The sequence below is a fragment of the Arthrobacter sp. NPDC089319 genome, assembly GCF_040684925.1.
In the GTDB taxonomy this organism is placed as follows: Bacteria; Actinomycetota; Actinomycetes; order Actinomycetales; family Micrococcaceae; genus Crystallibacter.
The window spans coordinates 1-24,220 of sequence record NZ_JBFBGZ010000016.1 but is presented as its reverse complement, the minus strand read 5'-3'; the positions used below and the strand labels follow the sequence as shown (position 1 = coordinate 24,220).

General features: G+C 66.8%; 25 protein-coding genes and 3 tRNA genes. 10 read left to right on the top strand and 18 right to left on the bottom strand.

Annotated features, from left to right (window positions below; translation table 11 throughout):
* The first annotated feature begins 21 nt into the window (after nucleotides 1–21).
* Nucleotides 22–231 carry a hypothetical protein gene (locus AB0N75_RS17445; RefSeq protein ID WP_364652208.1) on the top strand — a complete coding sequence of 70 codons (210 nt, stop codon included), beginning with the start codon at nucleotides 22–24 and terminating at the stop codon, nucleotides 229–231.
* Between the two features lie 153 nt (nucleotides 232–384).
* Here the strand turns inward: AB0N75_RS17445 and AB0N75_RS17440 are convergent.
* The 3 genes from AB0N75_RS17440 to AB0N75_RS17430 form a co-directional block, all read right to left on the bottom strand.
* Nucleotides 385–460 (bottom strand) — tRNA-Phe (locus AB0N75_RS17440).
* Between the two features lie 57 nt (nucleotides 461–517).
* Nucleotides 518–591: transfer RNA gene (locus AB0N75_RS17435), tRNA-Asp, on the bottom strand.
* An 84-nt stretch (nucleotides 592–675) separates the two neighbouring features.
* A tRNA-Glu gene (locus tag AB0N75_RS17430) sits at nucleotides 676–748 on the bottom strand.
* 144 nt (nucleotides 749–892) lie between these two features.
* On the opposite strand from AB0N75_RS17430, the gene AB0N75_RS17425 reads away from it, so the two are divergent.
* Together AB0N75_RS17425 and AB0N75_RS17420 are read left to right on the top strand one after the other, a co-directional pair.
* Nucleotides 893–1,264: a metallopeptidase family protein gene (locus tag AB0N75_RS17425; RefSeq protein WP_364652207.1), complete on the top strand. Its 372-nt coding sequence runs from the start codon at nucleotides 893–895 to the stop codon at nucleotides 1,262–1,264.
* Nucleotides 1,265–1,710: 446 nt separating this feature from the next.
* The gene (locus AB0N75_RS17420) at nucleotides 1,711–3,288 is read left to right on the top strand and encodes an NlpC/P60 family protein (RefSeq protein ID WP_364652206.1); all 1,578 of its coding nucleotides are present in this window, start codon (nucleotides 1,711–1,713) and stop codon (nucleotides 3,286–3,288) included.
* 73 nt (nucleotides 3,289–3,361) lie between these two features.
* On the opposite strand, the gene AB0N75_RS17415 is transcribed toward AB0N75_RS17420, so the two are convergent.
* Nucleotides 3,362–4,384 carry a universal stress protein gene (locus AB0N75_RS17415; RefSeq protein WP_364652205.1) on the bottom strand — a complete coding sequence of 341 codons (1,023 nt, stop codon included), beginning with the start codon at nucleotides 4,382–4,384 and terminating at the stop codon, nucleotides 3,362–3,364.
* 196 nt (nucleotides 4,385–4,580) lie between these two features.
* Between AB0N75_RS17415 and AB0N75_RS17410 the strand changes: the two genes are divergently transcribed.
* Both AB0N75_RS17410 and AB0N75_RS17405 read left to right on the top strand, forming a co-directional pair.
* Nucleotides 4,581–5,231 carry an FAD-binding protein gene (locus AB0N75_RS17410; protein WP_364652204.1) on the top strand — a complete coding sequence of 217 codons (651 nt, stop codon included), beginning with the start codon at nucleotides 4,581–4,583 and terminating at the stop codon, nucleotides 5,229–5,231.
* A gap of 105 nt (nucleotides 5,232–5,336) precedes the next feature.
* A complete protein-coding gene (locus AB0N75_RS17405) occupies nucleotides 5,337–6,806 on the top strand; it encodes an NCS2 family permease (RefSeq protein ID WP_364652203.1) in 1,470 nt (489 codons plus the stop codon).
* 111 nt (nucleotides 6,807–6,917) lie between these two features.
* On the opposite strand, the gene AB0N75_RS17400 is transcribed toward AB0N75_RS17405, so the two are convergent.
* Nucleotides 6,918–8,309, bottom strand: a complete 1,392-nt coding sequence (locus tag AB0N75_RS17400; protein ID WP_364652202.1) for an MFS transporter — start codon at nucleotides 8,307–8,309, stop codon at nucleotides 6,918–6,920.
* Nucleotides 8,310–8,468: 159 nt separating this feature from the next.
* On the opposite strand from AB0N75_RS17400, the gene AB0N75_RS17395 reads away from it, so the two are divergent.
* On the top strand, nucleotides 8,469–9,401 hold the full coding sequence (locus AB0N75_RS17395) for a LysR family transcriptional regulator (protein WP_364652201.1): 933 nt from the start codon (nucleotides 8,469–8,471) through the stop codon (nucleotides 9,399–9,401).
* 284 nt (nucleotides 9,402–9,685) lie between these two features.
* Here AB0N75_RS17395 and AB0N75_RS17390 read toward each other — a convergent pair whose 3' ends face one another.
* Genes AB0N75_RS17390 through AB0N75_RS17380 form a run of 3 tightly spaced genes read right to left on the bottom strand, consistent with a single transcriptional unit; the run spans nucleotide 9,686 to nucleotide 11,580 of the window.
* Nucleotides 9,686–10,543, bottom strand: a complete 858-nt coding sequence (locus tag AB0N75_RS17390; RefSeq protein WP_364652200.1) for a fused MFS/spermidine synthase — start codon at nucleotides 10,541–10,543, stop codon at nucleotides 9,686–9,688.
* Nucleotides 10,544–10,546: 3 nt separating this feature from the next.
* The gene (locus tag AB0N75_RS17385; RefSeq protein WP_364652199.1) at nucleotides 10,547–11,254 is read right to left on the bottom strand and encodes an O-methyltransferase; all 708 of its coding nucleotides are present in this window, start codon (nucleotides 11,252–11,254) and stop codon (nucleotides 10,547–10,549) included.
* Complete coding sequence (locus AB0N75_RS17380) at nucleotides 11,251–11,580, bottom strand: thiamine-binding protein (protein WP_364652198.1); 330 nt, start codon at nucleotides 11,578–11,580, stop codon at nucleotides 11,251–11,253. The genes AB0N75_RS17385 and AB0N75_RS17380 overlap by 4 nt, the downstream gene beginning before the upstream one ends.
* A gap of 167 nt (nucleotides 11,581–11,747) precedes the next feature.
* On the opposite strand from AB0N75_RS17380, the gene AB0N75_RS17375 reads away from it, so the two are divergent.
* Entirely contained in the window at nucleotides 11,748–12,656 is a 909-nt protein-coding gene (locus tag AB0N75_RS17375; RefSeq protein ID WP_364652247.1) for a zinc-binding dehydrogenase, read from the top strand.
* Nucleotides 12,657–12,771: 115 nt separating this feature from the next.
* Here the strand turns inward: AB0N75_RS17375 and AB0N75_RS17370 are convergent, their stop codons facing one another.
* The 4 genes from AB0N75_RS17370 to AB0N75_RS17355 all read right to left on the bottom strand — a co-directional run bounded on the left by AB0N75_RS17370 (nucleotide 12,772) and on the right by AB0N75_RS17355 (nucleotide 17,196).
* Entirely contained in the window at nucleotides 12,772–13,083 is a 312-nt protein-coding gene (locus AB0N75_RS17370) for an AzlD domain-containing protein (protein WP_364652197.1), read from the bottom strand.
* Nucleotides 13,080–13,892 carry an AzlC family ABC transporter permease gene (locus tag AB0N75_RS17365; RefSeq protein ID WP_364652196.1) on the bottom strand — a complete coding sequence of 271 codons (813 nt, stop codon included), beginning with the start codon at nucleotides 13,890–13,892 and terminating at the stop codon, nucleotides 13,080–13,082. Before AB0N75_RS17365 ends, AB0N75_RS17370 begins: the two co-directional genes overlap by 4 nt.
* 93 nt (nucleotides 13,893–13,985) lie before the next feature.
* Complete coding sequence (locus AB0N75_RS17360) at nucleotides 13,986–16,274, bottom strand: glycoside hydrolase family 15 protein (protein WP_364652195.1); 2,289 nt, start codon at nucleotides 16,272–16,274, stop codon at nucleotides 13,986–13,988.
* A 55-nt stretch (nucleotides 16,275–16,329) separates the two neighbouring features.
* Nucleotides 16,330–17,196: a glycerophosphodiester phosphodiesterase family protein gene (locus AB0N75_RS17355; RefSeq protein ID WP_364652194.1), complete on the bottom strand. Its 867-nt coding sequence runs from the start codon at nucleotides 17,194–17,196 to the stop codon at nucleotides 16,330–16,332.
* A gap of 276 nt (nucleotides 17,197–17,472) precedes the next feature.
* On the opposite strand from AB0N75_RS17355, the gene AB0N75_RS17350 reads away from it, so the two are divergent.
* Nucleotides 17,473–18,678: a DUF445 family protein gene (locus tag AB0N75_RS17350; RefSeq protein ID WP_364652246.1), complete on the top strand. Its 1,206-nt coding sequence runs from the start codon at nucleotides 17,473–17,475 to the stop codon at nucleotides 18,676–18,678.
* Nucleotides 18,679–18,846: 168 nt separating this feature from the next.
* Here the strand turns inward: AB0N75_RS17350 and AB0N75_RS17345 are convergent, their stop codons facing one another.
* Genes AB0N75_RS17345 through AB0N75_RS17330 form a run of 4 tightly spaced genes read right to left on the bottom strand, consistent with a single transcriptional unit; the run spans nucleotide 18,847 to nucleotide 21,961 of the window.
* Nucleotides 18,847–19,701 (bottom strand): biotin-dependent carboxyltransferase family protein, encoded by an 855-nt coding sequence (locus AB0N75_RS17345; RefSeq protein ID WP_364652193.1) that lies wholly within the window; start codon nucleotides 19,699–19,701, stop codon nucleotides 18,847–18,849.
* Between the two features lie 2 nt (nucleotides 19,702–19,703).
* The gene (locus AB0N75_RS17340; RefSeq protein ID WP_364652192.1) at nucleotides 19,704–20,321 is read right to left on the bottom strand and encodes an allophanate hydrolase subunit 1; all 618 of its coding nucleotides are present in this window, start codon (nucleotides 20,319–20,321) and stop codon (nucleotides 19,704–19,706) included.
* Between the two features lies 1 nt (nucleotide 20,322).
* Nucleotides 20,323–21,084: a 5-oxoprolinase subunit PxpA gene (locus tag AB0N75_RS17335; protein ID WP_364652191.1), complete on the bottom strand. Its 762-nt coding sequence runs from the start codon at nucleotides 21,082–21,084 to the stop codon at nucleotides 20,323–20,325.
* Entirely contained in the window at nucleotides 21,071–21,961 is an 891-nt protein-coding gene (locus AB0N75_RS17330) for a hypothetical protein (RefSeq protein ID WP_364652190.1), read from the bottom strand. Before AB0N75_RS17330 ends, AB0N75_RS17335 begins: the two co-directional genes overlap by 14 nt.
* Before the next feature lie 177 nt (nucleotides 21,962–22,138).
* Between AB0N75_RS17330 and AB0N75_RS17325 the strand changes: the two genes are divergently transcribed.
* Nucleotides 22,139–22,390, top strand: a complete 252-nt coding sequence (locus AB0N75_RS17325) for a DUF6458 family protein (protein WP_364652189.1) — start codon at nucleotides 22,139–22,141, stop codon at nucleotides 22,388–22,390.
* 77 nt (nucleotides 22,391–22,467) lie between these two features.
* On the opposite strand, the gene AB0N75_RS17320 is transcribed toward AB0N75_RS17325, so the two are convergent.
* Both AB0N75_RS17320 and AB0N75_RS17315 read right to left on the bottom strand, forming a co-directional pair.
* A complete protein-coding gene (locus tag AB0N75_RS17320; RefSeq protein WP_364652188.1) occupies nucleotides 22,468–22,866 on the bottom strand; it encodes a hypothetical protein in 399 nt (132 codons plus the stop codon).
* A 116-nt stretch (nucleotides 22,867–22,982) separates the two neighbouring features.
* A complete protein-coding gene (locus AB0N75_RS17315) occupies nucleotides 22,983–23,213 on the bottom strand; it encodes a hypothetical protein (protein WP_364652187.1) in 231 nt (76 codons plus the stop codon).
* A gap of 276 nt (nucleotides 23,214–23,489) precedes the next feature.
* Between AB0N75_RS17315 and AB0N75_RS17310 the strand changes: the two genes are divergently transcribed.
* The gene (locus AB0N75_RS17310) at nucleotides 23,490–24,014 is read left to right on the top strand and encodes a hypothetical protein (protein WP_364652186.1); all 525 of its coding nucleotides are present in this window, start codon (nucleotides 23,490–23,492) and stop codon (nucleotides 24,012–24,014) included.
* Nucleotides 24,015–24,220: the final 206 nt, after the last annotated feature.

The window sequence follows — 24,220 nt, the reverse complement described above, 5'->3', positions numbered from 1 at the left end:
CGGAATATCGCGAGGCAAGTCATGAGAACGTTCGGGCAGTTGATCCTGGCCCTCGCCGCCGGCTGTGCGCTGGCAGCGATCTGGATCGCCGAGTTTCGCTGGCAGTGGGCGTTCACGTCCCTGTTGGTTTTCTTCATCGGCAAGGCACTGGCAAAACGACCGAAGCGAGAAAAGCGGCTCAGGTACACCCGGGCGAACATCGACGCGGTAAACCGGCTCCTCAAGGGCTAAGGAGTCCACGCGGATACACTGCAGGTCTCCGCCGCTCACTTGCTGCGGCCCACCACGAGGCAATGTGACACACTCTGCCTGTATTTCCGCGGATAGACGGCAATGAAAAACCCCGGCACTCGGCGAGTTCCGGGGTTTTTCATTTAGTTTTGCTGGTGGCTCCGACCGGCGTCGATCCGGTGACCTTTCGATTTTCAGTCGAACGCTCTACCAACTGAGCTACAGAGCCTGGCAACATCTCTCGATGATCACCGATGGCGTTCCGAAATCGCTCCGGAAACCAAAGCGACCCTGACGGGACTTGAACCCGCGACCTCCGCCGTGACAGGGCGGCGCGCTAACCAACTGCGCTACAGGGCCTTGCATTTTTTACGAGACTCAATCCTACCAGCCTTTTGAAGCGGTTCTGACCACTTCAGCGGCTGCCATTCATGAAGCCTCGCGTACCCCCAACGGGATTCGAACCCGTGCCGCCGCCGTGAAAGGGCGGTGTCCTAGGCCGCTAGACGATGGGGGCCAGGACCACTTGGGATTCGTTTCCCCGCTGTGGACCTATAAAACTATAGGGCCTGCTTCGGGAAAAACCAAAACCGGCCTTCCTGCCCCGCGCGGGGCGGCCCAGCCGGCCCTGCCGTGGCGCCCCGCGGGTAAAGTCGATTGCATGCCGATGGAGATGTCCCTGCCGGAATTCGAGGACGCGGTCAACGACGCGATCGATCAGATTCCGGAAGACATCGTGCGCGAAATGAGCAACGTCGGCATCTTCGTCGAAGAGGAATACGTGCCCAAGCCGTGGGAGGATCCGGCCACGGAGCTGCTGGGCATCTACGAAGGCACGCCGCTCACCGAGAGGGACCACTGGTGGGGTGCGGGGTCCATGCCCGACCGGATTGTGGTTTTCCGCGGGCCGACCCTGCGGATGTGCTCCTCCCGGGAAGAAATAGTCCACGAAATCCTGGTGACGGTGATCCACGAGGTCGCCCATCATTTCGGCATCGACGACGACCGCCTGCACGAGCTGGGCTGGGGCTAACCGCCCAGCTTTTCCGTCTCCCCCAGCTCAGCCTGCGCCCTGCTGGCCCGAGCAGCCCCAAGACCACGGCCGTCCGCCGGCGCCACGTCGACGCAAATGCAGCCGGACAAGTGACGCAGGCGCGACGCGCTGGCGAGCTCGGCGACGCAGATGCGGAAAGTTCCGCGGACTACGCCGTCAATGTGGCGCGGGCTGCGGGGGCCGGGCTAACCGGCGACACGCCGCTCCACCTCAAAACCACAGAAATGACACTGATGTTGTTTATGTTACTCCTGAGGCGAATGTTGCTTAGGTGACCGAAGGTGCATATTCTCAACGTGCTGTGTGAATGCAGTTCGGTCTAGTTGGGGTGCCACCCGTTCGCACATTGACCGCTCTCGGCCCCAAGGCCGGCCGTCCCGAAAGGGCGCGTACATTCACTGCGCTCATATTAAGGACCCGTTCGGATGAGGCTGCTTCCCTCGGGGCGTCCTGCCCCGCATCGATCGACGACGCCGATACGCGCCGTCGCGCTCTTCTCGGCTACCGCCCTGCTCGTCTGCGTTCCGGCCCTGGCGCCGGCCGTCGCCGCCCCAGCCGGACAATTGCCGCAGGTGACGTCAGTGCGGATCACGCTGCCGGTCGCGCCGAGCCTCCCCTCCAACGACGAGATCGACGACGCCAAGGGCGATGCAGCCGCCACCCAGGCGCTGGTAGACCGGATCGAAGAACAACTGCAGGAAGCCTCGGGGAACCTGGCCAACTCCGAGTTCGATTCGATGCGTTTGCAGAACACCTACAGCGAGTCGCTGCTGAAGCAGCAAGAGCGGACCGCAGAGCTCGATGACGCCAAGGCCAAGGCCTCGGAGGCCGCCGAATACTTCGAGTCGGTCAAGAACCAAGTGGGCCAGCTGGCCGGCGAGCTGTACCGGAACGGCGGCGTCAACCCCGCGTTGAGCGCACTGCTGGACAGCAAGGACACCAGCGATGTGCTGTACAAGGCTTCGACTCTGGATGCGCTGACCGCCAACCGCTCGCAGACGCTCACCGAATCCCAGCAGGCCGCGCAGCTGTGGGCCGCCTGGGAGCTTTATGTCACGCAGGCGGATGAGGCTGCCAAGGACGCCGCGGTCGCAGCGGAAGCCGCCGAGACGGATGCCAAGGCCGCCAGCGCCGCCCAGGAACAGCAAGTGATCCGCTACGAGGAACAGCGCCAGACGCTCTTGGTCCATCTCGCCGAGCTCAGAGGGACCAGCACCAGCGAAGAGGACTCCCGCATCGCCGCCTTGGAGAAGGCCGAGCAGGACCGCCAGCTTCAGGCCCTGGTTGAGCAGTCAGCGCAAGAGGCCGCCGCGGCGCAGCGGCCTTCCAGCAGCAAGTCGACCGCACAAGGTTCCACCGTGGCGCCGGCCAGTGACGACGTCACGCCGTCGCGCCCCTCACCCCCGACGACGTCGAGACCGGCAACCCCCTCGACGCCGGAACCGTCCAGGCCTTCGGCGCCCGCTCCCAAGCCCAGCACGCCGCCGTCGACGCCTGCTCCCACCAAGCCCGCCACCCCGCCGGCGAGGCCAACGCCGCCGCCGGAAAAGCCCAAGCCGAAGCCGGAACCGGAACCCGAGGTCGTGACGCCTCCGCCGGTTGTTGGTGCTCCTTCGGTAAACGGCGGCATCGCCAACGCGGCCATCAGCTTCGCAAGGGCGAAGGAATCCAACAAGAAGACCTTCTACGATTGGGGCGGCGTCGGCCCGTTGGGCTATGACTGCTCGGGACTGACGCAGGCGGCGTTCGGCAGCGCGGGCCGGTGGCTCCCGCGGACCGCACAGGCCCAGCTCGACCAGGCACCCTACAAGGTTCCGCTCTCGCAGTTGCAGCCCGGCGACTTGGTGTTCTGGGGAGAACCCAATGCCATCTGGCACGTGGCGGTCTACATCGGCAACTGGCAGGTTGTGCATGCGCTGAACCGCGATGCCGGCCTGACGGTGACGAACATCAGTCACATGTACGGCAAGCTGCACACCTCCGGGGCGCGCTGGGCCGTCTAGGTCGACAACAGCATCAATGGGCCGGGCCCGGAACCTCGTTGGTTCCGGGCCCGGCCCATGGGTACTGCGGTGGTTACCGCTCGTCGGCGTCAGGGAGGGGACCGAAGTTGCGGCGGTCGTCCAGCCGTGGATCCTGCCGGTCGGGAACCACCATGACTGGCCCCCTGGCGTGGTGCAGCACGCCCTGGCTGGTGGAACCGAGCAGCATGCCGGCGAAGCCGCCGCGGCCGCGTGTGCCGACCACCAGCAGTTCTGCCGTGCGGGAAGCATCGATCAGAAGTTCCACCGGCGAGCCGTCCTGCACCTCGCCGATGACGTGCAGGTTCGGGAAGTGGCTCTTGATCCAGGCCACGCCGGCGTCGAGCTGCTCGCGGATATCCGCGTAGAGCGCTTCGCGGTCCAGCGGCGCGGGCACCCACGCCAGCGAGCCGGTGAACGGCGGCAGCGCGCACACCATCTTGAGCGGATAGCCAAGCCGTTCCGCCTGCTCTGCTGCCACCAGGGTGGCATTGCGTGCCTGCTCCGACCCGTCGACGCCGACGACGACGACCTTCTCGATGTCCTCCGGCCGCACGGCTTGTTCCTTGGACCGTGGGACTTCGATGTCCAGGTCGCCGAGTCGGGGCGCGCAGGCCAGCGGAATGGTCACTGTGGGGCACTCCGCATGGGCCGGGACGGCACTGCTGACCGAGCCGAGCAACCTGCCCATGAAGCCGCCGCGCCCGCGCGTGCCGACAACTATCAGTTCGGCCTGTTCGGAGAGCTCCAGCAGGACGCCGGCAGCATCGCCGGTTTCGACTCTGGAGTCCACGTCCAGGTTGTAGCCGCCGATTTTGGCCACGGCCTGCTCCAGCACGGCTTCGGCGCCTTCGCGGATCACGGAATCGTCCAGCGTGGCATAGCCGGCATCCATGCTGGATGCAGCAAAAACCGGAACGGTGTAGGCAGTCACGACATGCAGTGGGGTCCGGCGCCGCTGCGCCTCCTCAGCAGCCCAAACCAACGCACAGATGCTCTGGTCGGAACCATCAACTCCGACGACGATACCGCGTGGCGCGGCACCCTGGCCGGCGCTTCCGGCTGTGGCTTCTGTCATTCGTTCCGCCTCCCTCAACGTAGCACTGGCTCCCTCGCCAGCTACCCTCAGCTTACTCCGCGGCAAAGGCCTTCTCAGTGGCCGAAAAGTTATGTAGGCTTCGAGGAAATTACTTGTTGAACAACTGTTTCACAATGCATTACGGGCGGTCCGTTCGCCGTCCGAGGTTCTCCCTACCGTCCAAGGAGTCCGTGCCGTGAGTGGCGTTTCCATCCCAGAGGTGCCGACCGAGTACACCACCACTGTGGTCATCGGCTCCGGGCTGCCCGGACTGGCGGTGGCCAGTGAACTGAGCCGCCGAGGTGTGTCCTCGATCGTCGTGGAGGGGCTGCTTGCGCAGCCGTCCGACCCCAGCCGCCGCTCCGCGTTGCCAGACTCATCGGCCCGCGGCGAACGCAACGACCTGCTGCGGCTGCTGCAGGCCTACGCCGCCAGCCATGCCCTGGACATCCGGCGTAGCACCTTTGCCTGCGGCGTCAGCCGGACCTCCGGAAAAGCTGCGCCGTCAAAGCAACCGGGCACTCATCCAGTTGCATCCGAGGACAACGCGGGGCGTGTCCCTTCGATCAGCCGGGACAGTCAGCAGCGGTGGGTCATCCGCACCGAGCGCGGGCTGCTGGTGGCCGATTCGGTGGTCCTGACGGGCTGCGCGCAGAACCAGATGCGGCGCCTGCTCCGCAGCCTGGGCATCGCGGCCGGGGAAAACGCGGTTGCCGTCCTGAACGCCATCGGCCTGTATCTGGTGGGCGTGGCGGACCTGCTGGCCCCGAGTACTCGGGAGATTATCCGGCAGGCGAAGGTGGCCGGAAACGCCATCGCTTCCTCCGGCCGCACGGCCGTCGCCTGAAGATCGGGAGCCAAGCACCGCCGTCGTACGCCTCTGCGCACAGCAGGAGCGTAGAATTCTGGGGAAACTTCCAACTATGCCACTCACCCGTGGAGGACATTCCCCATGCCCGCAAAGGCAGCAGTAGCCGACAAGACTTCGGTGCTCGACCGATACTTCGAGATCACCAAGCGCGGCTCCAACTATTCACGTGAAATCCGCGGCGGCCTGGCCACGTTCTTCGCGATGAGCTACATCGTGGTGCTGAACCCGCTGATCCTGGGCGGCGCCGATTCAACCGGAGCGATGCTTGGCGCAGAACGCGTCGCGGCGGTGACGGCCCTGGTGGCCGGCGTGCTGACGATTGCGATGGGCGCGTGGGCCAAGTACCCGTTCGCTCTGGCGACCGGCCTGGGTGTCAACGCCTTCGTCGCCATCACGGTCGCTACCAATCCTGGCCTGACTTGGCCGGACGTCATGGGCCTGGTGGTGCTCTCCGGTATCACCATGCTGATCCTGGTGCTCACCGGGTTCCGGACCGCGGTGTTCAACGCCGTGCCGCAAAGCCTGAAGACCGCCATTGTAGTGGGCATCGGCATGTTCATCGCTCTGATCGGCCTGGTCAACGCTGGCTTCATCCGCCGCATCCCGGACGCCGCGGGCACCACTGTTCCGGTGGGCCTGGGGTTCGACGGCGTGCTGCTGGGCTGGCCGACCCTGGTCTTCATTTTCGGTCTGATCCTGACCATCGCCCTGGTGGTGCGCAAGGTCAAGGGCGGCATCCTGATCGGCGTGCTGTCCGCTACCGTGCTCGCGGTGATCATCGAAGCCGTGGCCAACGTCGGGCCTTCGGTGGGCCCGGACGGCTTCAACCCGCAGGGCTGGTCCCTGGTGGTGCCCGAGCTGCCGACCGGTAGCTGGGTGGGACTGCCCGATCTGAGTCTGGTCGGCCAGGTCAGCATTTTCGGCTCCTTCGGCACGCTGGGCTTCACGGCCGCTTCCCTGCTGGCCTTCGCCATCCTGCTGAGCATCTTCTTCGACGCCATGGGCACCATGGTGGGCCTGGCCAATGAGGCAGGGCTGACCGACAAACAGGGCAACATTCCGCACGTGGACCGGGTGCTGATCGTCGACGCAGTGGGCGCGGTTGCCGGCGGCGCCGCATCGGTCTCTTCCAACCAGATCTACGTGGAATCCGGCGCAGGCATTGGCGAAGGTGCGCGCACCGGCCTGGCCAACGTCGTCACCGGGCTGCTTTTCCTGCTGGCCATGTTCTTCACCCCGCTGATTTCGCTGGTGCCGTTCGAGGCAGTGGCGCCGGCGCTCGTCGTCGTCGGTTTCATGATGGTGTCCCAGGTGGGCAAGATCGATTGGGCCGATTGGGGCGTGGCCATCCCGGCCTTCCTGACCTTCACCCTGATGCCGTTCACGTACTCCATTGCCAACGGCCTGGGCGCGGGCTTCATCGCGTACGTGCTGGTGCGCACGTTCCAGGGCCGGGCCCGGGAGATCCACCCGCTGATGTGGATTGTGGCCGCTGCCTTCGTGCTCTTCTTCGGCATCGGGCCGGTCGAGCAGCTCATCGGCTTCCGCTGACCCGCTGCCGCCCCTGGACAGCGAAGGGACCGGCGCCTCCCCCAACGGATGGCGCCGGTCCCTTTTGCTTGCCCGTGGCCAGGTCAGGGCCACGGGCAGGCTTGGGCTTTGTCAGGCCTGGGTCCGTACCTCGGCTCCGGTCTGGGCGGCGATGTCGGCCCGATCCAGATCGCGCAGCGACGCGCCCTTGGTTTCACGTGCGAAGTACACGGCCACGATGGTGATGACCGAAGCGACCACCAGGTACAGGGCCACCGGCAGCCAGTGCCCGAAGTCCTTCAGCAGGGTGGAAGCGATGATCGGGGCCAGCGAGCCGGCGAAGATCGACGTCACCTGGTAGCCCAGCGAGACGCCGGAATAGCGCATCCGGGTGGGGAACATCTCCGCCATGATGGCCGGCTGACCCGCATACATCAGGCCGTGCACGGCAAGGCCCAGGAAGATCGCGGCCAGGATGATGATCGGGTTCTGCGTGTCGAACATCGGGAAGGCGACGAAGGCCCAGACCCCCGACAGTACGGCTCCGACCATGTAGACCGGCCGGCGGCCGATGGTGTCCGACAGCCGTCCGTAGAACGGGATCACCACAAAGTGGAAGGCGTGCGCCAGGATCAGCAGGCCCAACACGGTGGTGACGTCGAAGTCGTGCACGGTCTTCAGGTAGGTGATGGAGAAGGCCACGACGATGTAGTAGATGATGTTCTCTGCCACGCGCAGGCCCATGGCAGTGAAAACGCCGCGGGGGTAGCGCTTCATCACTTCCACCACACCGTAGGAGGTGGACTTGACCTTGGCGGACTCTGCCTGGGCCTCCAGGAAGATCGGCGCCTCGGTGACCTTGGTGCGGATGTAGTAGCCCACGATCACGATGACTGCGGAGAGCCAGAAGGCAACGCGCCAGCCCCATGCCTGGAATTCGGCGTCGGAGAGGATGCCGGACATGACCCACAGCACCACAGTGGCCAGCATGTTACCCATCGGCACGCCGGCCTGCGGCCAGGACGCCCAGAAGCCTCGCTTGGCAGCCGGGCTGTGCTCGGCGACCAGCAGCACTGCGCCGCCCCATTCGCCGCCGATGGCGAAGCCCTGGATAAACCGCAAGGCCACGAGCAGGGCCGGCGCCCAGTAACCGATCTGGTCGAACCCGGGCAGGCAGCCCATCAGGAAGGTGGCTGTGCCGATCAGGATGATACTCAGCTGCAGCAGTTTCTTCCGGCCGACCTTGTCACCGAAGTGCCCAAATACGATGCCGCCTAGGGGCCGGGCGATAAAGCCGACGGCGAAGGTGACGAAAGCGGCGATGATCGCGTCCAGTTCGGTGCCGGCATCCGGGAAGAAGAGGGCGCCGAAAACCAGCGTGGCGGCCGTGGCGTAGAGGAAGAACTCGTACCATTCCACAACGGTGCCGGCCATGGAAGCAATAACAACCTTGCGCAGGACCGACGGTGGTGACTCGTGCGAGGCACCGGATCCGGGTCCGGTGGGGGTAGCGTGGGCGCTCATCTTTCTCCTTGCGTGGCGTGCGGATACTGCGGTGCGTGGCCGCCGGGAGTGTTCCGGCGGCCTGTGAGTGAGGTCACAATTCGACCACCCTGAGTATTCCCTCTTCCCGCGTGTGCATCAATGGCAAACTTTGCAGGCCTAGTCTGCAAAAATGCAGACATGACTTCCGCGCCCCAGCCCACCAACCCGGACGACCTGATCATCCTGCTCGCTGTGGCCCGCACCGGCCGGTACACCTCCGCGGCCGACAACCTGGGCCTGAACCACACCACTGTCTCCCGTCGGATCGCCGCACTGGAGAAGGGCTTGGGCGGGCGCGTGCTCTCCCGCGCGCCAGGCGGCTGGGAACTGACCGATCTGGGCCGCAAGGCGGCGACGGTGGCCGAACGGATCGAGGAATCGCTGGCGGGGCTCAACCGCACGCCGGATGAAGCGGACCAGCTGGCGGGCGTGGTGAGAATGTCCGCCACCGACGGCTTCAGCGCCTTCGTCGCCGCGCCGGCGATTGCCCGCCTGCAGCAGCACCACCCCAAGCTCAGCGTGGAGATCGTGACTGCCGCCCGGCGGGCTTCGCAGCATCGCCCTGGCCTGGATTTCGAAGTCGTCGTCGGGCGGCCGCAAGTCAACCGCGCCCGATCCATCCGGCTGGGCAGCTACGTCCTGGGCCTGTACGGCTCCCGCGACTATCTGGCCAAGCACGGCACGCCGGGCAGCGTCCGCGCGGCCATGAACCACCCGCTGGTGTATTTCATCGACTCGATGCTGCAGGTGGACGATTTGGACGCCCCGCGCCGGTTGCTGCCGGCGATGGTGACCGCCCTCGGTTCCACCAATGTGTTTGTCCATGTGGAGGCTACCCGCGCCGGCGCCGGCCTGGGCCTGCTGCCGTGCTTCATGGCCAACCGGCATCCGGATCTGGTCCGCATCCTGCCGGAGGCGTTGGAGGAGCGTCTCGGTTACTGGCTGGTGGCCCGCCCGGAATCGCTGCGGCAACCGGCAGTGGCCGCCGTCGTCGAGGTGTTGAGGCGGGAGGCCCGCAACAGGGAGGCAGAATTGTTGGGAAGGGCAGCTAAGGGTGAAGGTGATCGGTGAACAGTGCGGTGAAAGGATTCAATTGACCGAGATGCCGGGCACTGTACCTAACTTGGGGGGATTAGGTTGTCAGCACCCGGCATCCGGCGCCGGACCAAGTCCGGCTGAGCAGACATAGCGCTCCAGCCACCATCCATAGTGTCGAAGCCGTTTTTTCTATGCCTGCCTCCGGAGAGCCCGCCGCAAGCGGCTCGCTCCCGGGCCTTATACGACCGAGGATCGGCCGTTCGCTTCCATCTTACAAACAAATTCGGGCCGAAGTCATAACGTTCAAGGAACAGCAGCTAATTGACCGGAGGGTCTTGCCGGATCGCCGATCCTCTGCAAAACTGCGCTATTTTTGCCCCGTTCCACAGCTGGGCGGGCACCGCGCCGTGCAGCAGCTCGCGGATCAACGCCGGGCCGGTTTCCAGCGGCTCGTCGCTGGCGGCGATCACCACGTTTCCGTGCCGTCGGCCCTTGAGCATCGGCGGGTCGGCGACCATCACCAGGTGTTCGAAGACCTCGCCGATGGTGGCCGCTTCCTCGCGCGCCCCGGCCAGCTGGGGCGTATCTCCGCAGTTCACCAGGTAGACGCCGCCGGGCGAGAGCACACGCCGCACCGCCCGGGTGAATTCCAGCGTGGTCAGCCCCTCCGGGGTCGTGCTGCCGGAGAAGACGTCGCGAATCAGCAGGTCCCTGCTGTCTTCGCTCAGCGATTCGGTCACCGACCGCGCTTCGCCTACCCTGATCCGCACCAGAGGTGCGCGCGGGATGTCGAACCACCGCCGCACCAACTCGGCCAACTTCGCGTCAATCTCGACGACGACCTGCCTCGCCTGCGGATAGGCAGCCGCCAGATAGCGGGCCATCGAGCAGGCTCCGCCGCCCAGATGCAGTACGCGCAGCTTGTCCCCGGACTCCCAGCGGGATCCGATCAAAGCCGCCATCCAGCGCATGTATTCAAAGTCCAGGCGCAGCGGATCGCCAACCACCACGTGGGAGGACTGGACGCCGTTGATCTTGAGCAGCCAACTGTCCGCAGATTCCGGTTCCCGGATCAGCTCGGCCATCCCGGAGGAGATTTCGTAGCGTCCTTCGGCCGGCCCGCTGGACGCCTCCGGCTCCCCTGCCGCGTCGGCACGGGCGCTTCGCCGCCCCATCGGCTACTTGACCAGAGCCAGCGCGAAACCGTCCCAGCCCTTGCCGCCCACGGTCTGGATCGCGGTGGCATCGAGGCGCTCGTCGGAGCCCAGCAGCGCCAGCGCGTCGCGGGTTCCGCGGATGTCGCGGTCCTCCGTGCTTCCACCGCCGCCCTCGGCCAGCACCTGCCCGGAGCGGACCACGTTGTCCACCACAATCAGGCTGCCCGGACGCGTCAGCCGCAGCGCCCACTCAACGTAGTTCCGGTTGTTTTCCTTGTCCGCGTCAATGAACACCAGATCGAAAGGCCCGTCGTCCCTGGCGGCCAGGCTCGGCAGCGTTTCCAGCGCGGCACCCACCCGGATGCTGACCTTGTCCGCCACGCCGGCGGCCTCCAGGTTCCGCTGGGCGACCTCTGCGTGGTGCGGCTCGTACTCGCAGCTGACCACTTCGCCGCCGTCCGACACTCCGCGGGCCAGCCAGATGGTGCTGTAGCCGCCGAGCGTGCCGATCTCCAACACCTTGCGCGCACCGGTCAGCTTGGCCAGCAGCATCAGCAGCTTCCCCTGCGGGGCGCTGACCTCAATGGCCGGCAGGCCCTCCCGGTCCGCGCTCTCCCGTGCCGACACCTGGGCCGCATCTTCGCCCACCAAAGTGACGGTCAGGTAGTCCTCGACCGCGGTCCACGTTTCGGCCCGGTCGGCGTCCTGCCTGCCGCGCTCGTGGCTCACTTCTGATCCCGTTCTGTGATCGCGGCCTCCAGCCGGTCCACCTTTCCGGTGAGCTCTCCGTAGTAGCCCGGACGAATATCAGCTTTCAGCACCAGCGAAACCCGTGATCCGTACTTGCCCACGGCTTCAGTGGCGCGCTTGACGACGTCCATGACCTCGTCCCATTCACCCTCGATGGTGGTGAACATGGCATCGGTCTTATTCGGCAGGCCCGATTCGCGAACGATCCGGACGGCCTCGGCGACGGCGTCGTGCACCGAGGCGTCGTGCGGTGCCGGTCCGGCGGTGGGAACCCCGGAGGGTGCAACAGAGAAGGCTACAAGCATGGCTTCAGTCTTCCACAGGGCCACAGCCAACGACAGGTCCACCGTCACCTGCCGCAATCGGCGGTGCCCGCTGGGTCACACGGGAGGGTGATGGACGGTACATGCATATACATGGAACTTTTGGAGCCGCCGGGCTACGGTGACAGGAGGGCCACGAGCCCCTTGTACTGACCGACGTCGAGGAGCCAACGGCCGCCCCCGGCGGTGTGGTCGTCGACATCAAGAGGGCCGGCTTGTGCCACTCCGACGTCGGCATGCTCGATGACGAGGGCTGGCTCTCCACGCTGGCCAAGCGCCCCATCACTCTGGGCCACGAAGTCGCCGGCGTCGTCACCGAGGTGGGCGACGGCGTGACCGACTGGAAGGTCGGAGACCGCGTTGGCTTCTGCCCCACCACGTCCGCGGGCGCTCCCGGCTACGCGTTCGACGGCGGCTTCTCCTTCAAGGCTGCGATCGACCAGGAGGCGCTGGTCCGCATTCCGGACAACGTCAGCTTCTCGCAGGGCGCGGCCGGCACCGATGCCGGCATGACCAGCCACCACGCCGTGATCGCGAACGGACAGGTCAAGGCCGGCGACAAGGTCGGCATCATCGGCTTCGGCGGCCTCGGCTCCATCGGCGCCCGCGTAGCGGTCCTGGCCGGCGCGGAGGTCTACGTGGCCGAAGTCAACGAGAAGGTCTGGGACCAGGTCCGCGAGGTCGGAGCCAAGGATGTGGCCAAGTCCATCGCTGACTTGAAGGAGATTGGCCTGGACGTCATCGTGGACTTCGCCGGGTTCGGCACCACCACCGCCGAGGCCGTCGAGACGGTCCGCCGCGGCGGCCGCGTGGTCCAGGTCGGTATGGGCAGGCTGGAAGCCACCATCAGCACCAAGACGCTGATTCTGTCCGAAGTCACCCTGGTCGGCTCGCAGGGCGGAACCAAGGAGGACGTGCAAGGGGTCTACGACTACTTCGCCACCGGCAAGCTCAACCCGACCGTCACCGAGATCAGCTTCGAGGAGATCCCGGAAGGCCTGGAAAAGCTGAAGAGGGGCGAGGTCGTCGGCCGGCTGGTCGCCAAGATCGCTGACTGACTCCCGACTGCTCAAATGACGACGGCGGTGCGCACCGCCGTCGTCAATCGCGCCTTAAGAGTCATTCCCCCATTGAGGTCGAACCACAGCCAGCTGATGCGGGGCAGCCGCGCGGCTATCCCCAGCCGGCCAGGCGGAGCAGAGCGGCCGCGGCGGCTCCAGCGATGACCACCACCAGGAACGGCGCACGCAGCAGCAGCGCGACGGCGGCGGCCAGCAGGGCTCCGATCCGGGCGTCGAACACCAACTGCTGGCCGCTGGAGAAGGTGTTGACCATGGTCAGCGAGGCGAGCAGGCCAATGGTCATGGTGGCGGCTATGCGGGACATCCGCTGGTTCTTCATCCACTGGGCCGGCACCAGGTAGCCCGCCAGCTTGGTCAGGTAGGAGACGGCGCAGGCGATCAGGATCCAGATCCAGAGACTCACGGGGCATCCTTTCCGTCGGCGCCGTCGGCCGGGCCGCCGTCCAGCCCCGCGGCGCGCCGCTCGGATTCGGCCAACGTGTGGCTGCAGTCGTGCTCGGCGTACGGTTCATCGTAGGGCTCGATGTCCGGGGCCATCCCGGCCGGAACCGGCTTGTGCGTGAACCAGCCGATGGCCGCCGCGACGGCTGCCGCCACCAGGATGGGCACGCCGCTGGGGACGAACGGCACGGCCAGCAGCGTGGCCAAGGCACACACCACGGCGATGGCGGCCGGCTCTTTGCCTCTCAGCCTCGGCCAGAGCAAGGCCAGGAAAGCCGCGACCGCTGCCCCGTCAAGGCCCCACTGCTTCGGGTCTCCGAGCGCGTTACCGGCCAGCGCTCCCACCAAGGTGAAAAGATTCCAGAGCAGGAATATACCCACGCCGGCTGTCCAAAAGCCGCGCCGCTGCTCGCCGGGATTCTCCTGGCCGGACGCCGTAGCGGTGGACTCGTCAATGGTCACCTGGGCGGCCAGCGGTCGGCGCCAGCCGCGCGGGGAGACGAGCGCATTCATCTGCATGCCGTAGATGCCGTTGCGGATGCCCAGCAAGGCGGAAGCAGTCATCGCCGCCACGCCGGTCCCGCCGCCGCCGATCACCCCAATGAAGGCGAACTGGGAGCCGCCGCTGAACAGCAGCAGGCTCAGCGCCATGGTCTGCCAGAGGTCCAGTCCGGACGTCACTGACAGCGCGCCGAAGGAGACCCCGTACAGTCCGGTGGCGATGGAGATGGACAGCCCCACCTTCACGGCCGGGGACTGAAAAAACTTCACCCATCTACAGTAGCCGGGCCCCGGGGTGCCGCGCGGGCGCACGGAACGGGCACCGCCGTCGTCGTGCAGGAAGGAACGAGCGGCGCGGGAGGCCTACACCGCGTCCTGCGCGTGGCCGTTGATTGCGTCAGCGGCCCGGATCAGGGCCAGGTGCGAGAATGCCTGCGGGAAGTTGCCGGTCATCCGCTTGTTCACCGTGTCGTACTCTTCGGCCATCAGCCCCAGGTCGTTCGCGTAACCCACCAGCCGGTCCATTAGGTCGCGCGCATCGCCGATCCGGCCGGAGCGGGCGTACTGCTCCACCAGCCAGAAGCAGCAGGCCAGGAACGGGTGTTCGCCCGGCGCCAGCCCGTCCATTCCGGAGGCGGTCCGGTAGCGCAGGATCAGTCCGTCCGCATCCACCAGCTCCTGCTCCAGCCGGGCCACGGTACCGAGCATCAGGTCGTCGTCGTACTTCACAAAGCCCACCTGCGGCAGCACCAGCAGCGACGCATCCACCTCGGTGCTGTCGTAGCTCTGCGTGAAGGAGTTGATCTCCCGGTTGAAGCCGTGCTCCATGACCTCCTCGCGCAGCCGGTCCCGCAGCTCCGTCCACCGCACGGCCTTGCCGTCCAGCCCGTGCTCCCGGACGGCCCGAACGCCGCGGTCAAAGGCGGCCCACATCATCACCCGGGAGTGCGTGAAGTACCGCCGGGGTCCGCGCATCTCCCAGATGCCCTGGTCCTTCTCGTCGAAGTGTTTCTCGATGTAGTGCAGCATGGCCTTCTGCAGCGGCCAGGAGAAGTGGTCCTCGGTGCCGCCCAGGTTGCGCAGTTTTTCCAGCGCCACCATGACCTCGCCGATCACGTCCGCCTGGTACTGGCACACCGCCCCGTTGCCCACTCGGACCGGCACGGAGCCTTCGTAGCCCGGCAGGTGCTCGATGATGCGCTCCGGGAGATCGCGTTCACCGGCCACACCGTACATGATCTGCAGGTCCTCCGGGTCGCCGGCCACCGCGCGCAGCAGCCAGTTGCGCCATTGCAGTGCCTCGTTTTCATAGCCGTGCGTCATCATCGACTCCAGCGTCAGCGCCGCGTCGCGCAGCCAGACGTACCGGTAGTCCCAGTTCCGTTCCCCGCCGAAGGACTCTGGCAGCGAGGTGGTCGGCGCGGCAACGATTCCGCCAGTGGTCTCGTGCGTCATGGCGCGCAGCACCAACAGCGAACGCTTGACCATGCCGTGGTAGTCCCCCTGTGGCGGGAACTGCGAGCACCAGTTCTGCCAGAAATTCACCGTCTCATCCAGTGCGGCATCGACGTCGATCATCGGCGGGACGGCCTGGTGGGAGGGAAACCAGCACAGCTCGTAGTCGATCTTCTCGCCGGCTTTGATGGTGAATTCACCCTGGTGTCGGCGTTCTGCGGCGCGCGGCAGGTCGTCCCCGTGCAGCACCAGCGCGTCCGGCCCGGCGATCGCGACGATCGATTCCTTCCCACTCTCCTCGTCCTTGACCCGGTTCACCCAGGGAACAACGTCCCCGTAGTGGAACCGCATGATCAGCTCTTGCCGGATCTTCATCTCGCCGGACATGCCCTCGATCCGGCGCACCAGCGATGCCCTGCGGTCGCCCACCGGCATGAACTCGGTGATCAGCGCCTCGCCCGTGCTGCTCTTCCAGCGGGTCTGGAGCACGAATGTGGACACAATATAGGTCCGCTTAACGACGACGGCGTGCGACTCGCCTTCTGCCGCGGTGCCGCTTGGCTGGCGGTGATGCCGTGCGGGCCGCGGGTGGACCGACGTCGAGGTTGCCGCGTTGCGGTGCATGGCGTCCGCCGTGGCGGACTGCCCGGAACCCGAACCGGACGGTGTCTCGGCCGTGGAACTGGTGGCGCCTCCGGAAGCCTCGGCGGTGCCGGCTGCGTCCTCGGATGCTCCGGCGGCATCCCCATATTGCCCGGATTCACCGGCAGCGCCGGGCTGCCCGGCTTCACGGGCTGCCCCGCCCGCCCCGGCTGCCCCGCCCGTCCCGGCAGCCTTTTCGGCCTGCTCGGTGGCCGAGGATGACTGGGTCTCCGGATCCGAGGAGACGGCTTGGTTTTGTTCCTGCGTGGAAACCGTCTGCTGGCGCTGCTGGGCGTCCAGCAGGTCGTTGCTCTGTGCCCCCTCCGGGCCCGTGCCCGTTGGTTCGCCGGTTTGGGGCCGCGCGCCGTCCGGGGCCAGCAGCCAGCGGCCGTGTCCGGGGCCGCCCAACAGCGCAGAGAAGACGGAGGGCGAGTCGAAGCGGGGCAGGCAGAGCCAGTCCATGCTCCCGGACCGCGACACCAATACTCCGGTGTGCAGATCCGATATCAGTGCATATTCCTCAATGGGAGATGCCATGCACCAAATAAACCACAAAGGCCATGGTTGCGGCAGAGGCCTTCGACCGGCTCTTTGCCCGCGGGGCGGTGTCCTAGACGCGGGCTGTCTCGAGTTGCCGGCGGACCTCGGCGGGACGGTTGGTGGTGATCTCGCCGAAGCCCAGGTCGCGGCACAGCGTCACGTCCTGCGGATCGTCCACCGTCCAAACGCGGAATTGCATGCCGGCCTCCAGCCAGCGGCGGATCAGCGGCAGATGCGAGCGCACGTAGTCCACGCCGGGGCCGGCCAGACCCACGCGGTGTTCTTCGATCAGGCCTTCGCCTTCGGACAGTGCGCGCCGCAGCAGTCCCGCCACCGCGCCAACCGTCAACTCGCCCATCATCAGGCTGGCTTTGAGTTCCTCAGCGTCGATGTCATCCAGCAGTTGGCAGAGATACTCGCCTGGCATGTTGTCGGCCAGGTACTTCACCGCGTCCGGGTGGAAGCTCATGAAGCTCATCTGGATGTTGTCCAGCCGCGAGGTGTCCGGGTCCCAGCCCTCTGCCATCAAGTACTTGAGCAGTTCGTCCTCCAACTCCTGCCCGTACGGACTGGGGTGCTTGAGCTCCACCGCCAGGCCCAGCGGCCGTCCGGCGGCCCGCATCAGGTCCACCAGGTCGTCGAGCGTGACCAGTTGGTCCGCTGTGCCGCCGTATTCGGGCGGGATCGGAACGCCCTTCCAGGAACTGACATCCAGCTGCAGCAGCTCATCCAGCGTGTGGTCGGAAACGTTGCCGGTGCCGTTGGAGGTGCGGTCCAGCGTGAAGTCGTGGAAGCAGACCAGCCGGCGGTCCTTGGTCAGGTGGACGTCGCACTCGATCCCGTCGGCGCCGTCGGCAATTGCCTGCAGATAGGCGGCGCGGGTGTTCTCCGCATAGTGCTCGCTGGAACCGCGGTGAGCGTAGATCCTCTGGGCCATGAATTCACCGTACGCGATGACCGGACAACCGGGACCGCCGTAGGGTTGACTGAAGGGTGAACGATCGATGATCGTTCGGCGATTCGGTTCGGAGGCAACATGGGCACTCAGACGGGCGGCGGCGTCGCACCCGACACGGCGGACGGGCGGACGGACGGGCCGAGGGACGAGCCGTTGAGCGGACGCGCGGCGGGAAGCACGCGCGGAGCCGGACCAGACGGCGGCAGCCGCAGCTCTGCGTTGACGGACAGCGACCGCGCCGCCGCACTGCGCCGGATGAAGCTGCTGGCCACCGGCCTGCTGGTGGTCCTGGCCCTGGTCTTCATGGTCTCCTTCGCCCTGCAGGAAAGCTATCCGTGGCTGGGCTACGTCCGGGCCGCGGCCGAAGGCGGCATGGTGGGCGCGCTGGCCGACTGGTTCGCGGTGACCGCTCTGTTCAAGCATCCGATGGGGCTGAAGATCCCCCACACGGCCATCATTCCGCGCCGCAAGGACCAGATCGGAGCGAGCCTGGGCCAGTTCGTGGAGGAGAACTTCCTGGCCGAGGACGTGGTGAAGGCCAAGATCGGCTCGCTTGGCATCACCGCCAAGGCCGGCCTCTGGTTGGAACGGCCGGAGAACACCGAACGGGTTGCCCGCGAGGGAGCCACGGCCATCCGCGGGGCCCTGCAGGTGCTCAACGACGAGGACGTCCAGGAACTCATCGAGTCGCTGGCCCGCCGGCACCTGCTGGACCCGCCATGGGGTCCGCCGCTGGGTCGGCTGGCCGAGCATGTGCTGCGCGACGGCCACCACCTGAAGCTGGTGGATCTGCTGCTGGACCGCGCCGCCGACTGGGTGCTGGACAACCAGGAGACCGTGGCACGGCTGGTCTCCGACCGCTCGCCGACCTGGGTGCCGCAGTTCGTAGATTCGTTGGTCGGCGACAAGGTCCACCTGGAGCTGTACAAGTTCATCCTCGCCGTGCAGGCCGACCCGGAGCATCCGATGCGCCGGCAGTTGGACACCTACCTCAACTCCCTGGCGCAGGACCTGCAGCACGACCCGGAAATGATGGCGCGGGTCGAGGCGATCAAGCACAATGCGCTGGGCGATCCCGAACTGCGGGCACTGGCTACCCGCACCTGGGAGACGCTGAAAACCTCGTTGCTGGAGGCAGTGGACGATCCGCAGAGCGAGTTGAGCCTGGCGTTCAAGCGGGCGGTGGCGGACTTCGGCCACCGGTTGGCGACCGACGCCGAACTGGCGGCCAAAATCGACGGCTGGATCGAGGAAGCGGCCGGGTACCTGGTCCGGACCTACCGTTCACAGATCGCCAGCGTCATTACCGAGACGGTCGAGCGCTGGGACGCCCAGGAGACGTCGCGCAAGATCGAACTCCAAGTGGGCCGGGACCTGCAGTTCATCCGGATCAACGGCACCGTGGTCGGTTCGCTGGCCGGGCTGACCATCTTCTCCGTGGCCACCGCCGTCTTCGGCTAGCCGCTGCCCGCTGCAAGTGCACGGCGGGCCGGGCCCGGTGGCCGGGCCCGCCGCACAACGGGGAGCGCTCCCATTTGAGCGGTCTGCTCCCTCTCGAACGGGAGCAGACGATCCAACGGGAGCGAACGGTCCAAACGGGAGCGCCTCGCAAAGGGCTGCCCTTGCTGCTCAGCCGGCCCAGTGGAAACGGATGCGCTGGCCGGGCCGGGCTTGGGCAAGCAGCGGCAGGTCCGCCGGCGCCACCACGGCCGGCACCGGATAGCCGCCGGTCACCGGATGGTCGGCCAGGAACACGGTGGGCAACCCCGACGGCGGAACCTGCACCGCGCCGGTGACCATGCCCTCGCTGGGCAGTTCGCATTCGACCACCCGCTGCAAGGGCCGCCCCAGCAGCCGCAACCCCACCCGGTTGCTGTCAGCACTCACCGACCAGTCGCCCAGCGCCAATCGTTGCCGGGTGTCCGCGGCGAACCAGTCCAGCCGCGGTCCGGGCTGCAACCGCACCGCCACGGTGCCGGCGGGCGGAAGCGGTACCGGCATCCATGGCGACTCGGGCGCCGGGGTGCCGGCACCGACCCGCAGCACGTCCCCGTCCTGCAACCGCGCCGGGCCCATCCCGGACAGCAGATCGGTGGCCGCCGACCCCATCAGCTGCTCGGCCACGATGCCGCCGGCCACTGCCAGGTAATAGCGCAGTCCGGACGTGGCCACGCCGATCTCCAGCCGCTGGCCCGCCGTGATCCGGAACGGGCGGTAGCGGTCCATGCTCCCGCTTCCCGCGGCCGACACCTCGCCGAAGGCGCCGGTCAGCGCAACCACCGCGTCGTCGTTGAACTGCAGAGCCGCCCCGCCCAACAGCAGCTCCAGGCCCGCTGCGGACTCCGGATTGCCCACCAACCGGTTGGCAGCGCGCAGAGCCCGGACGTCCAGCGCCCCGGACGGGCCGAGCCCGACGGAGGCATTGCCGGGCCGGCCGAGGTCCTGCACCAGCAGTTCCGGCCCCGTCTTGAGCACCGTCAGCATGACTACACCGCCCTGAAGCGGACGCGTGCTCCCGGCGTGATCAGTGCCGGCTGCTCCCGCGCAGGGTCCCAGAGCCGTGCATCGGTCCTGCCGATCAGCTGCCAGCCGCCCGGCGACTCCGACGGGTAGACGCCGCTGAACTCCCCGGCCAGGCCCACGGATCCGGCGGGCACCCTGGTCCGCGGTTCGGCCAGTCGTGGCACCTGCAGCGGATTCTCCGGCGCCACCAGGTAGGCGAAGCCGGGTGCGAAGCCGGTGAACGCGGCAGTCCATTCGCAGTGCTGATGCTGCCGGACCACCTCGGTCTCGCTCACACCCAGCAGCCGCGCTACCTCCGGCAGGTCCTGGCCGGAGTAGTCCACCTCGAGCGTGACGAGATCCCCGGGGTGCTCCGCGGTGCCTGCTTCGGCGTCGTGCGGTGCCGTGTCTTCCAGCCATTGGCGGACAACGGCGCTGCTCGCCGGGGCGTCGAACGTCACCAGAATGGTGCGGGCAGCAGGAACCAGTTCAGTGACCCCAGGCGGCAGAGAGGCCGAGAGCGCGCTGTAGTGCGCCATGACGTCGTCGAGGGTGGTGAATTCGGCCAGCAGTGCAGCGTCGCCGAAAGGCAGGACCCGCACGCTACCGCCCAGAGGCCCGGGCGGCATCGGTGAACGGACGGAGGCTGATTCCCGCCGCGGCCAGCCGCTGCCGGACCAGCCGTGCCATCGCCACTGCTCCGGGGGTATCGCCGTGCACGCAGAGCGAATCGGCCGCACCCCGCCGCGCGAATTCCACCGCGCGGTCGGCTATCTGCTCCAGGTCCTCCAGCAGGTCACCCGGCTCGCCGCGAGGAATCAACGTGCCGTCGCCGCGGTAGCCGCGGTCCACAAACGCCTCCCGGAATACCGGCAGCCCGGCGCCGGCGGCCAGCTCGAGCACCGCGGATCCGGGCAGGCCCAGAATGGGAAGCTGCGGATCGAAAGCGCCGACGGCCTCCACCACCGCCGCCGCCTGGGTGCGGTCGTGGACTATCCGGTTGTAGAGCGCGCCGTGCGGCTTCACGTAGGCAATGGGCGTTCCGGCGCTCCGGGCAATCCGGTCGAGGGCAGCCAGTTGGGTCGTCACGTCGGCCATCAAGCCGGCCGGCGGAACGTCCATGGGCCGCCGGCCAAACCCGGCCCGGTCCTGATACGAAACATGCGCGCCCACCGCCACCCTGTTCTCGGCGGCGCGGCGGCAGCTGGCCAGCATGGTCTCCTCGTCGCCGGCATGGTAGCCGCAGGCGATGTTGGCGCTGGTGATCAGCGGAAACATCGCAGTGTCGTCGCCCATCAGCCGACCGTCGACCGATTCGCCGAGGTCGCTGTTCAGGTCGATGGCGGGCCGGTCACTCGTCGTCATGGTCCGCGGACTCCGTGATGGCTTTCTGGCCCTTGCGCTTGATCACGGGCAGCTTCTCCAGCATCTTGGCGGTCAACCGTCCGGGCGCGGCCGGCAGCGTCCCCAGCCGGTACCGGTTCTCCACCAGGTCCTCCACCAGGGACATCGGCAGGACCAGTGGCGGCTCGCCGAAGGCCGTGCGGGTTGCGGCAACAACACGCCGGCCCATCACATGGTTGCCGACGCCGCCCACCGCCGCACCAATGCCGAAGGGAATGACCCGGCCCAGCATGGCCGCACCCTGCTTGGCCACCACTTTGGCCAAGAAACGCTTCTTCAGGCTGTCCACCAGGGAACTGACCATGCCGGTGGACATGGTGCTGCCCACGGCGCTTCCCCAGGCGCGGGCTGGATTCCCGCCGCGGCCGCCGGCCTGGCCGGCAAACTCCTTGATCAGCGAGCGGCCCTCTTCGCCCATCAGGATGGCCATCACCATCGCCTGCGAGCGCTCCGGGTTTTCAGTGTCAATGCCGTGCAGTTCTGCGATGGATTGGGCAAAGAGCGCCGTGGATTCCAGAAAGCCGACAGTTGCCACCGCGGAAAGGCCCAGCGAGGCGACCGCGGTGATACCGGGAACGACGGCGGTGGCCCCCACCGCTGCTCCGCCGGAGCTCACGGTTGCCAGATAGTGCTTTTCCAGCGTCGCCGCCAGGTCTGCCGGCGTGGCGTCCGGATACTTGCGCCGCAGCCGATCCAAATTTGCCAGCACCAGCGGCCGCTGGACGTCCAAAGCCTTCATGAAGGCTGTTGTTGTGCCGGGCTTCAGATTGCCCTGCTTATCGAACGCCGCATCTGTAGCCACCCGCATGGCTGGATTGATCTTCCGTCCTTTGGCCACAAAACCTCCTGGAACTCTCAGCACCGCTATGGTGTTCCGGCCTTAAGCCTAAATCACAGCTTCCGGGACGATTACGGAAACAACAAGTATGCTGACAATTGCACCACGTACTTCCTCACCGACGGTCGGCAGCAGCAATTGCTCGCCGGCCGCCCAATGTTCAAGGAGTTACTGGCTATGAGAATTGGATCTTCAATTGCGTTGATCGCCATCGGCGCGATCCTTGCTTTCGCTGTTGCTGACGTTGTGGATTTCGTCGACCTGACCCTGATCGGATGGATCCTGATGGGGGTCGGCGCACTGGGCCTGATCATCTCGATCGTCATGGCCATCCCGCGCAACGACCACCGCGTGAGTGAGACCCGCCAGGTGCAGGACCCCAACACCGGCGAAACCATCCGTCGCGACGAAACCCGCGGCAGCCTGTAGGCCCGGCCTCTAGCGCCAAGCCGTTGCTGCCGCCGGATGGGGTTCACTCCGGGTTGACGGTTCGGCTCCGTGAAGTTTCAGCGCGGCTTCTTGCTCCCCAACGCCACCAGCGACAGCACAATGCCCGCCCCGCAAACCAGCGTGGCGAGGTAAGCCAAGGCCGGCGTGCCGCTCGCCGCGCCCAGGCTCAGGCTGAGCGGTAGCCAGAGCACGGCCCAGCCGAGCACGCCGAACAACGGCGCATAGCGTTCGCCCCGAGCAGTCCACCGGTACGCAAAAATCGCCAGCACCACGACGGCGAGCGCGCCGCCCAGGGAGATCGTGGCAAGCGCGCCGCCAGCGTCCGGCTCGTCCGGCGGCCCGGTGGGCTGCGCGGTCAGCGCGTCCACGGCCATCACTATGGTCACGCCCGCAATGGCCAGCAGCAGGACGTTGCCTGCCTGGATGACCAGCATGCGGCGCACATCGGGTCTCACGCTGCCTCCTCCTTGCAAGCTTCGGCCGTAGGGCAGTCTGCGTGCTGACGCCTCATCAAGTGCAGTGCCCCGGCGGAACCTGTCCGCCGGGGCACTGCGTGGGCACTGTGCAGTTCCTACCAGCGCACTTTCTTCTCCGGCGGACCTTGCCGGCCGCTGGCATGCTTCGGCTTGTGGCTATTGCCGATGCTGTGCCAGCCAGGCAAATCGCCGGCTTTCGCTCCCCGCGGGGACGCCAACCTGGCCTGCTGCTCGGCGGTCAGCTTGGCTGCGGCAGCCGGGGATAGGTGGATGTTCGGTGCACTAAGTTCTGCGGGCTTCGGTGCCCGCGGATCGATATCAGTCATGGCTCTCCTTCGGTAATCTCGTCGAGCCTGCTGGAGACTTTTCCGCCGGATCAGTGCTCACGGCGAAGACGCCAAAAGAGCCGGATCGGATCCGGAAAGCGGGGTGGATTCAGGGAACCACTCGCGAGGTAGAGCCTCAGCAAGCCTTGTTTCGGTTGTCGGTTTTGACCGGTCCAGGACCTAGTTACTCGAAAATCAGAATTCCCATGGCGCACAGCCTAACAGCGTTGCCCGGCATCCGGTAGATTCACAGAAAGGACGGCGACAAGGGGGACCATGTCCGCATCACCATCACAGTTCGACCAGCGGTACGACACGATCTACCAGCGCGGCGGTGACGCCCCTGAGGCTGCGCGAAGCGTCGGCCTGACCGCCCCCGGCCCGGCAGCGGGTGCCACGCCTGCGGCCCGCGTCGCCGAACAAACCCAACCTGCCTTCCGTGCGCCGGCAACGGAGCTTGTCGGCGACAGCGTCGCGCAGTCGACCGGCATCGCCGAGGTCATTCCGCCGGACGCGGCACCACAGGTCCGGCCGGAAGGCACTCCCGCGCACCGAACGATCAACCCCTTCCTGGTGGCGCTTTGGGTGCTTGGCCTCGGGCTCACCGCCTTTGGCACGTGGGCGTCGGTCGCGCCGTATCTGATCGAGATGGAAGCTGAGGCTGTGCCGAGCAGCCCCTTCGGGCCGCCGTGGTATTTCCTGTTGTCAACCGTGGCCCCCAATGTGCTGCTCGCCGGGCTGGCGACTATCGCCGGTGTTCTCACCCTGCACGCGGTCGGCTGGACGCGGCGGCGCGGCTGAGCAGACGCCGCCCGGCCCTGGACAGCTCCTAGCATCCACTATTCAGCAGGCGCCCTCCTCACGCTTGAGAAGGGCGCCTGCTGAATAGTCGGCCCGGGAGGGCGACGGCCCGGGGGGGGTGCCCCTATGGTTTTCGTCAAGCGGCGGCGGGTGTTTTCGCTTCGTAGATGGTTCCGTCTCGGAGCATGGCGAAGATGACGTCGCAG

Coding starts and splice junctions, on each gene's coding strand:
- AB0N75_RS17445 (WP_364652208.1), top strand. CDS start 22: ATGAGAACGTTCGGGCAGTTGATCCTGGCCCTCGCCGCCGGCTGTGCG.
- AB0N75_RS17425 (WP_364652207.1), top strand. CDS start 893: ATGCCGATGGAGATGTCCCTGCCGGAATTCGAGGACGCGGTCAACGAC.
- AB0N75_RS17420 (WP_364652206.1), top strand. CDS start 1,711: ATGAGGCTGCTTCCCTCGGGGCGTCCTGCCCCGCATCGATCGACGACG.
- AB0N75_RS17415 (WP_364652205.1), bottom strand. CDS start 4,384: ATGACAGAAGCCACAGCCGGAAGCGCCGGCCAGGGTGCCGCGCCACGC.
- AB0N75_RS17405 (WP_364652203.1), top strand. CDS start 5,337: ATGCCCGCAAAGGCAGCAGTAGCCGACAAGACTTCGGTGCTCGACCGA.
- AB0N75_RS17400 (WP_364652202.1), bottom strand. CDS start 8,309: ATGAGCGCCCACGCTACCCCCACCGGACCCGGATCCGGTGCCTCGCAC.
- AB0N75_RS17395 (WP_364652201.1), top strand. CDS start 8,469: ATGACTTCCGCGCCCCAGCCCACCAACCCGGACGACCTGATCATCCTG.
- AB0N75_RS17390 (WP_364652200.1), bottom strand. CDS start 10,543: ATGGGGCGGCGAAGCGCCCGTGCCGACGCGGCAGGGGAGCCGGAGGCG.
- AB0N75_RS17380 (WP_364652198.1), bottom strand. CDS start 11,580: ATGCTTGTAGCCTTCTCTGTTGCACCCTCCGGGGTTCCCACCGCCGGA.
- AB0N75_RS17355 (WP_364652194.1), bottom strand. CDS start 17,196: ATGGCCCAGAGGATCTACGCTCACCGCGGTTCCAGCGAGCACTATGCG.
- AB0N75_RS17350 (WP_364652246.1), top strand. CDS start 17,473: ATGAAGCTGCTGGCCACCGGCCTGCTGGTGGTCCTGGCCCTGGTCTTC.
- AB0N75_RS17345 (WP_364652193.1), bottom strand. CDS start 19,701: ATGCTGACGGTGCTCAAGACGGGGCCGGAACTGCTGGTGCAGGACCTC.
- AB0N75_RS17335 (WP_364652191.1), bottom strand. CDS start 21,084: ATGACGACGAGTGACCGGCCCGCCATCGACCTGAACAGCGACCTCGGC.
- AB0N75_RS17325 (WP_364652189.1), top strand. CDS start 22,139: ATGAGAATTGGATCTTCAATTGCGTTGATCGCCATCGGCGCGATCCTT.
- AB0N75_RS17315 (WP_364652187.1), bottom strand. CDS start 23,213: ATGACTGATATCGATCCGCGGGCACCGAAGCCCGCAGAACTTAGTGCA.
- AB0N75_RS17310 (WP_364652186.1), top strand. CDS start 23,490: ATGTCCGCATCACCATCACAGTTCGACCAGCGGTACGACACGATCTAC.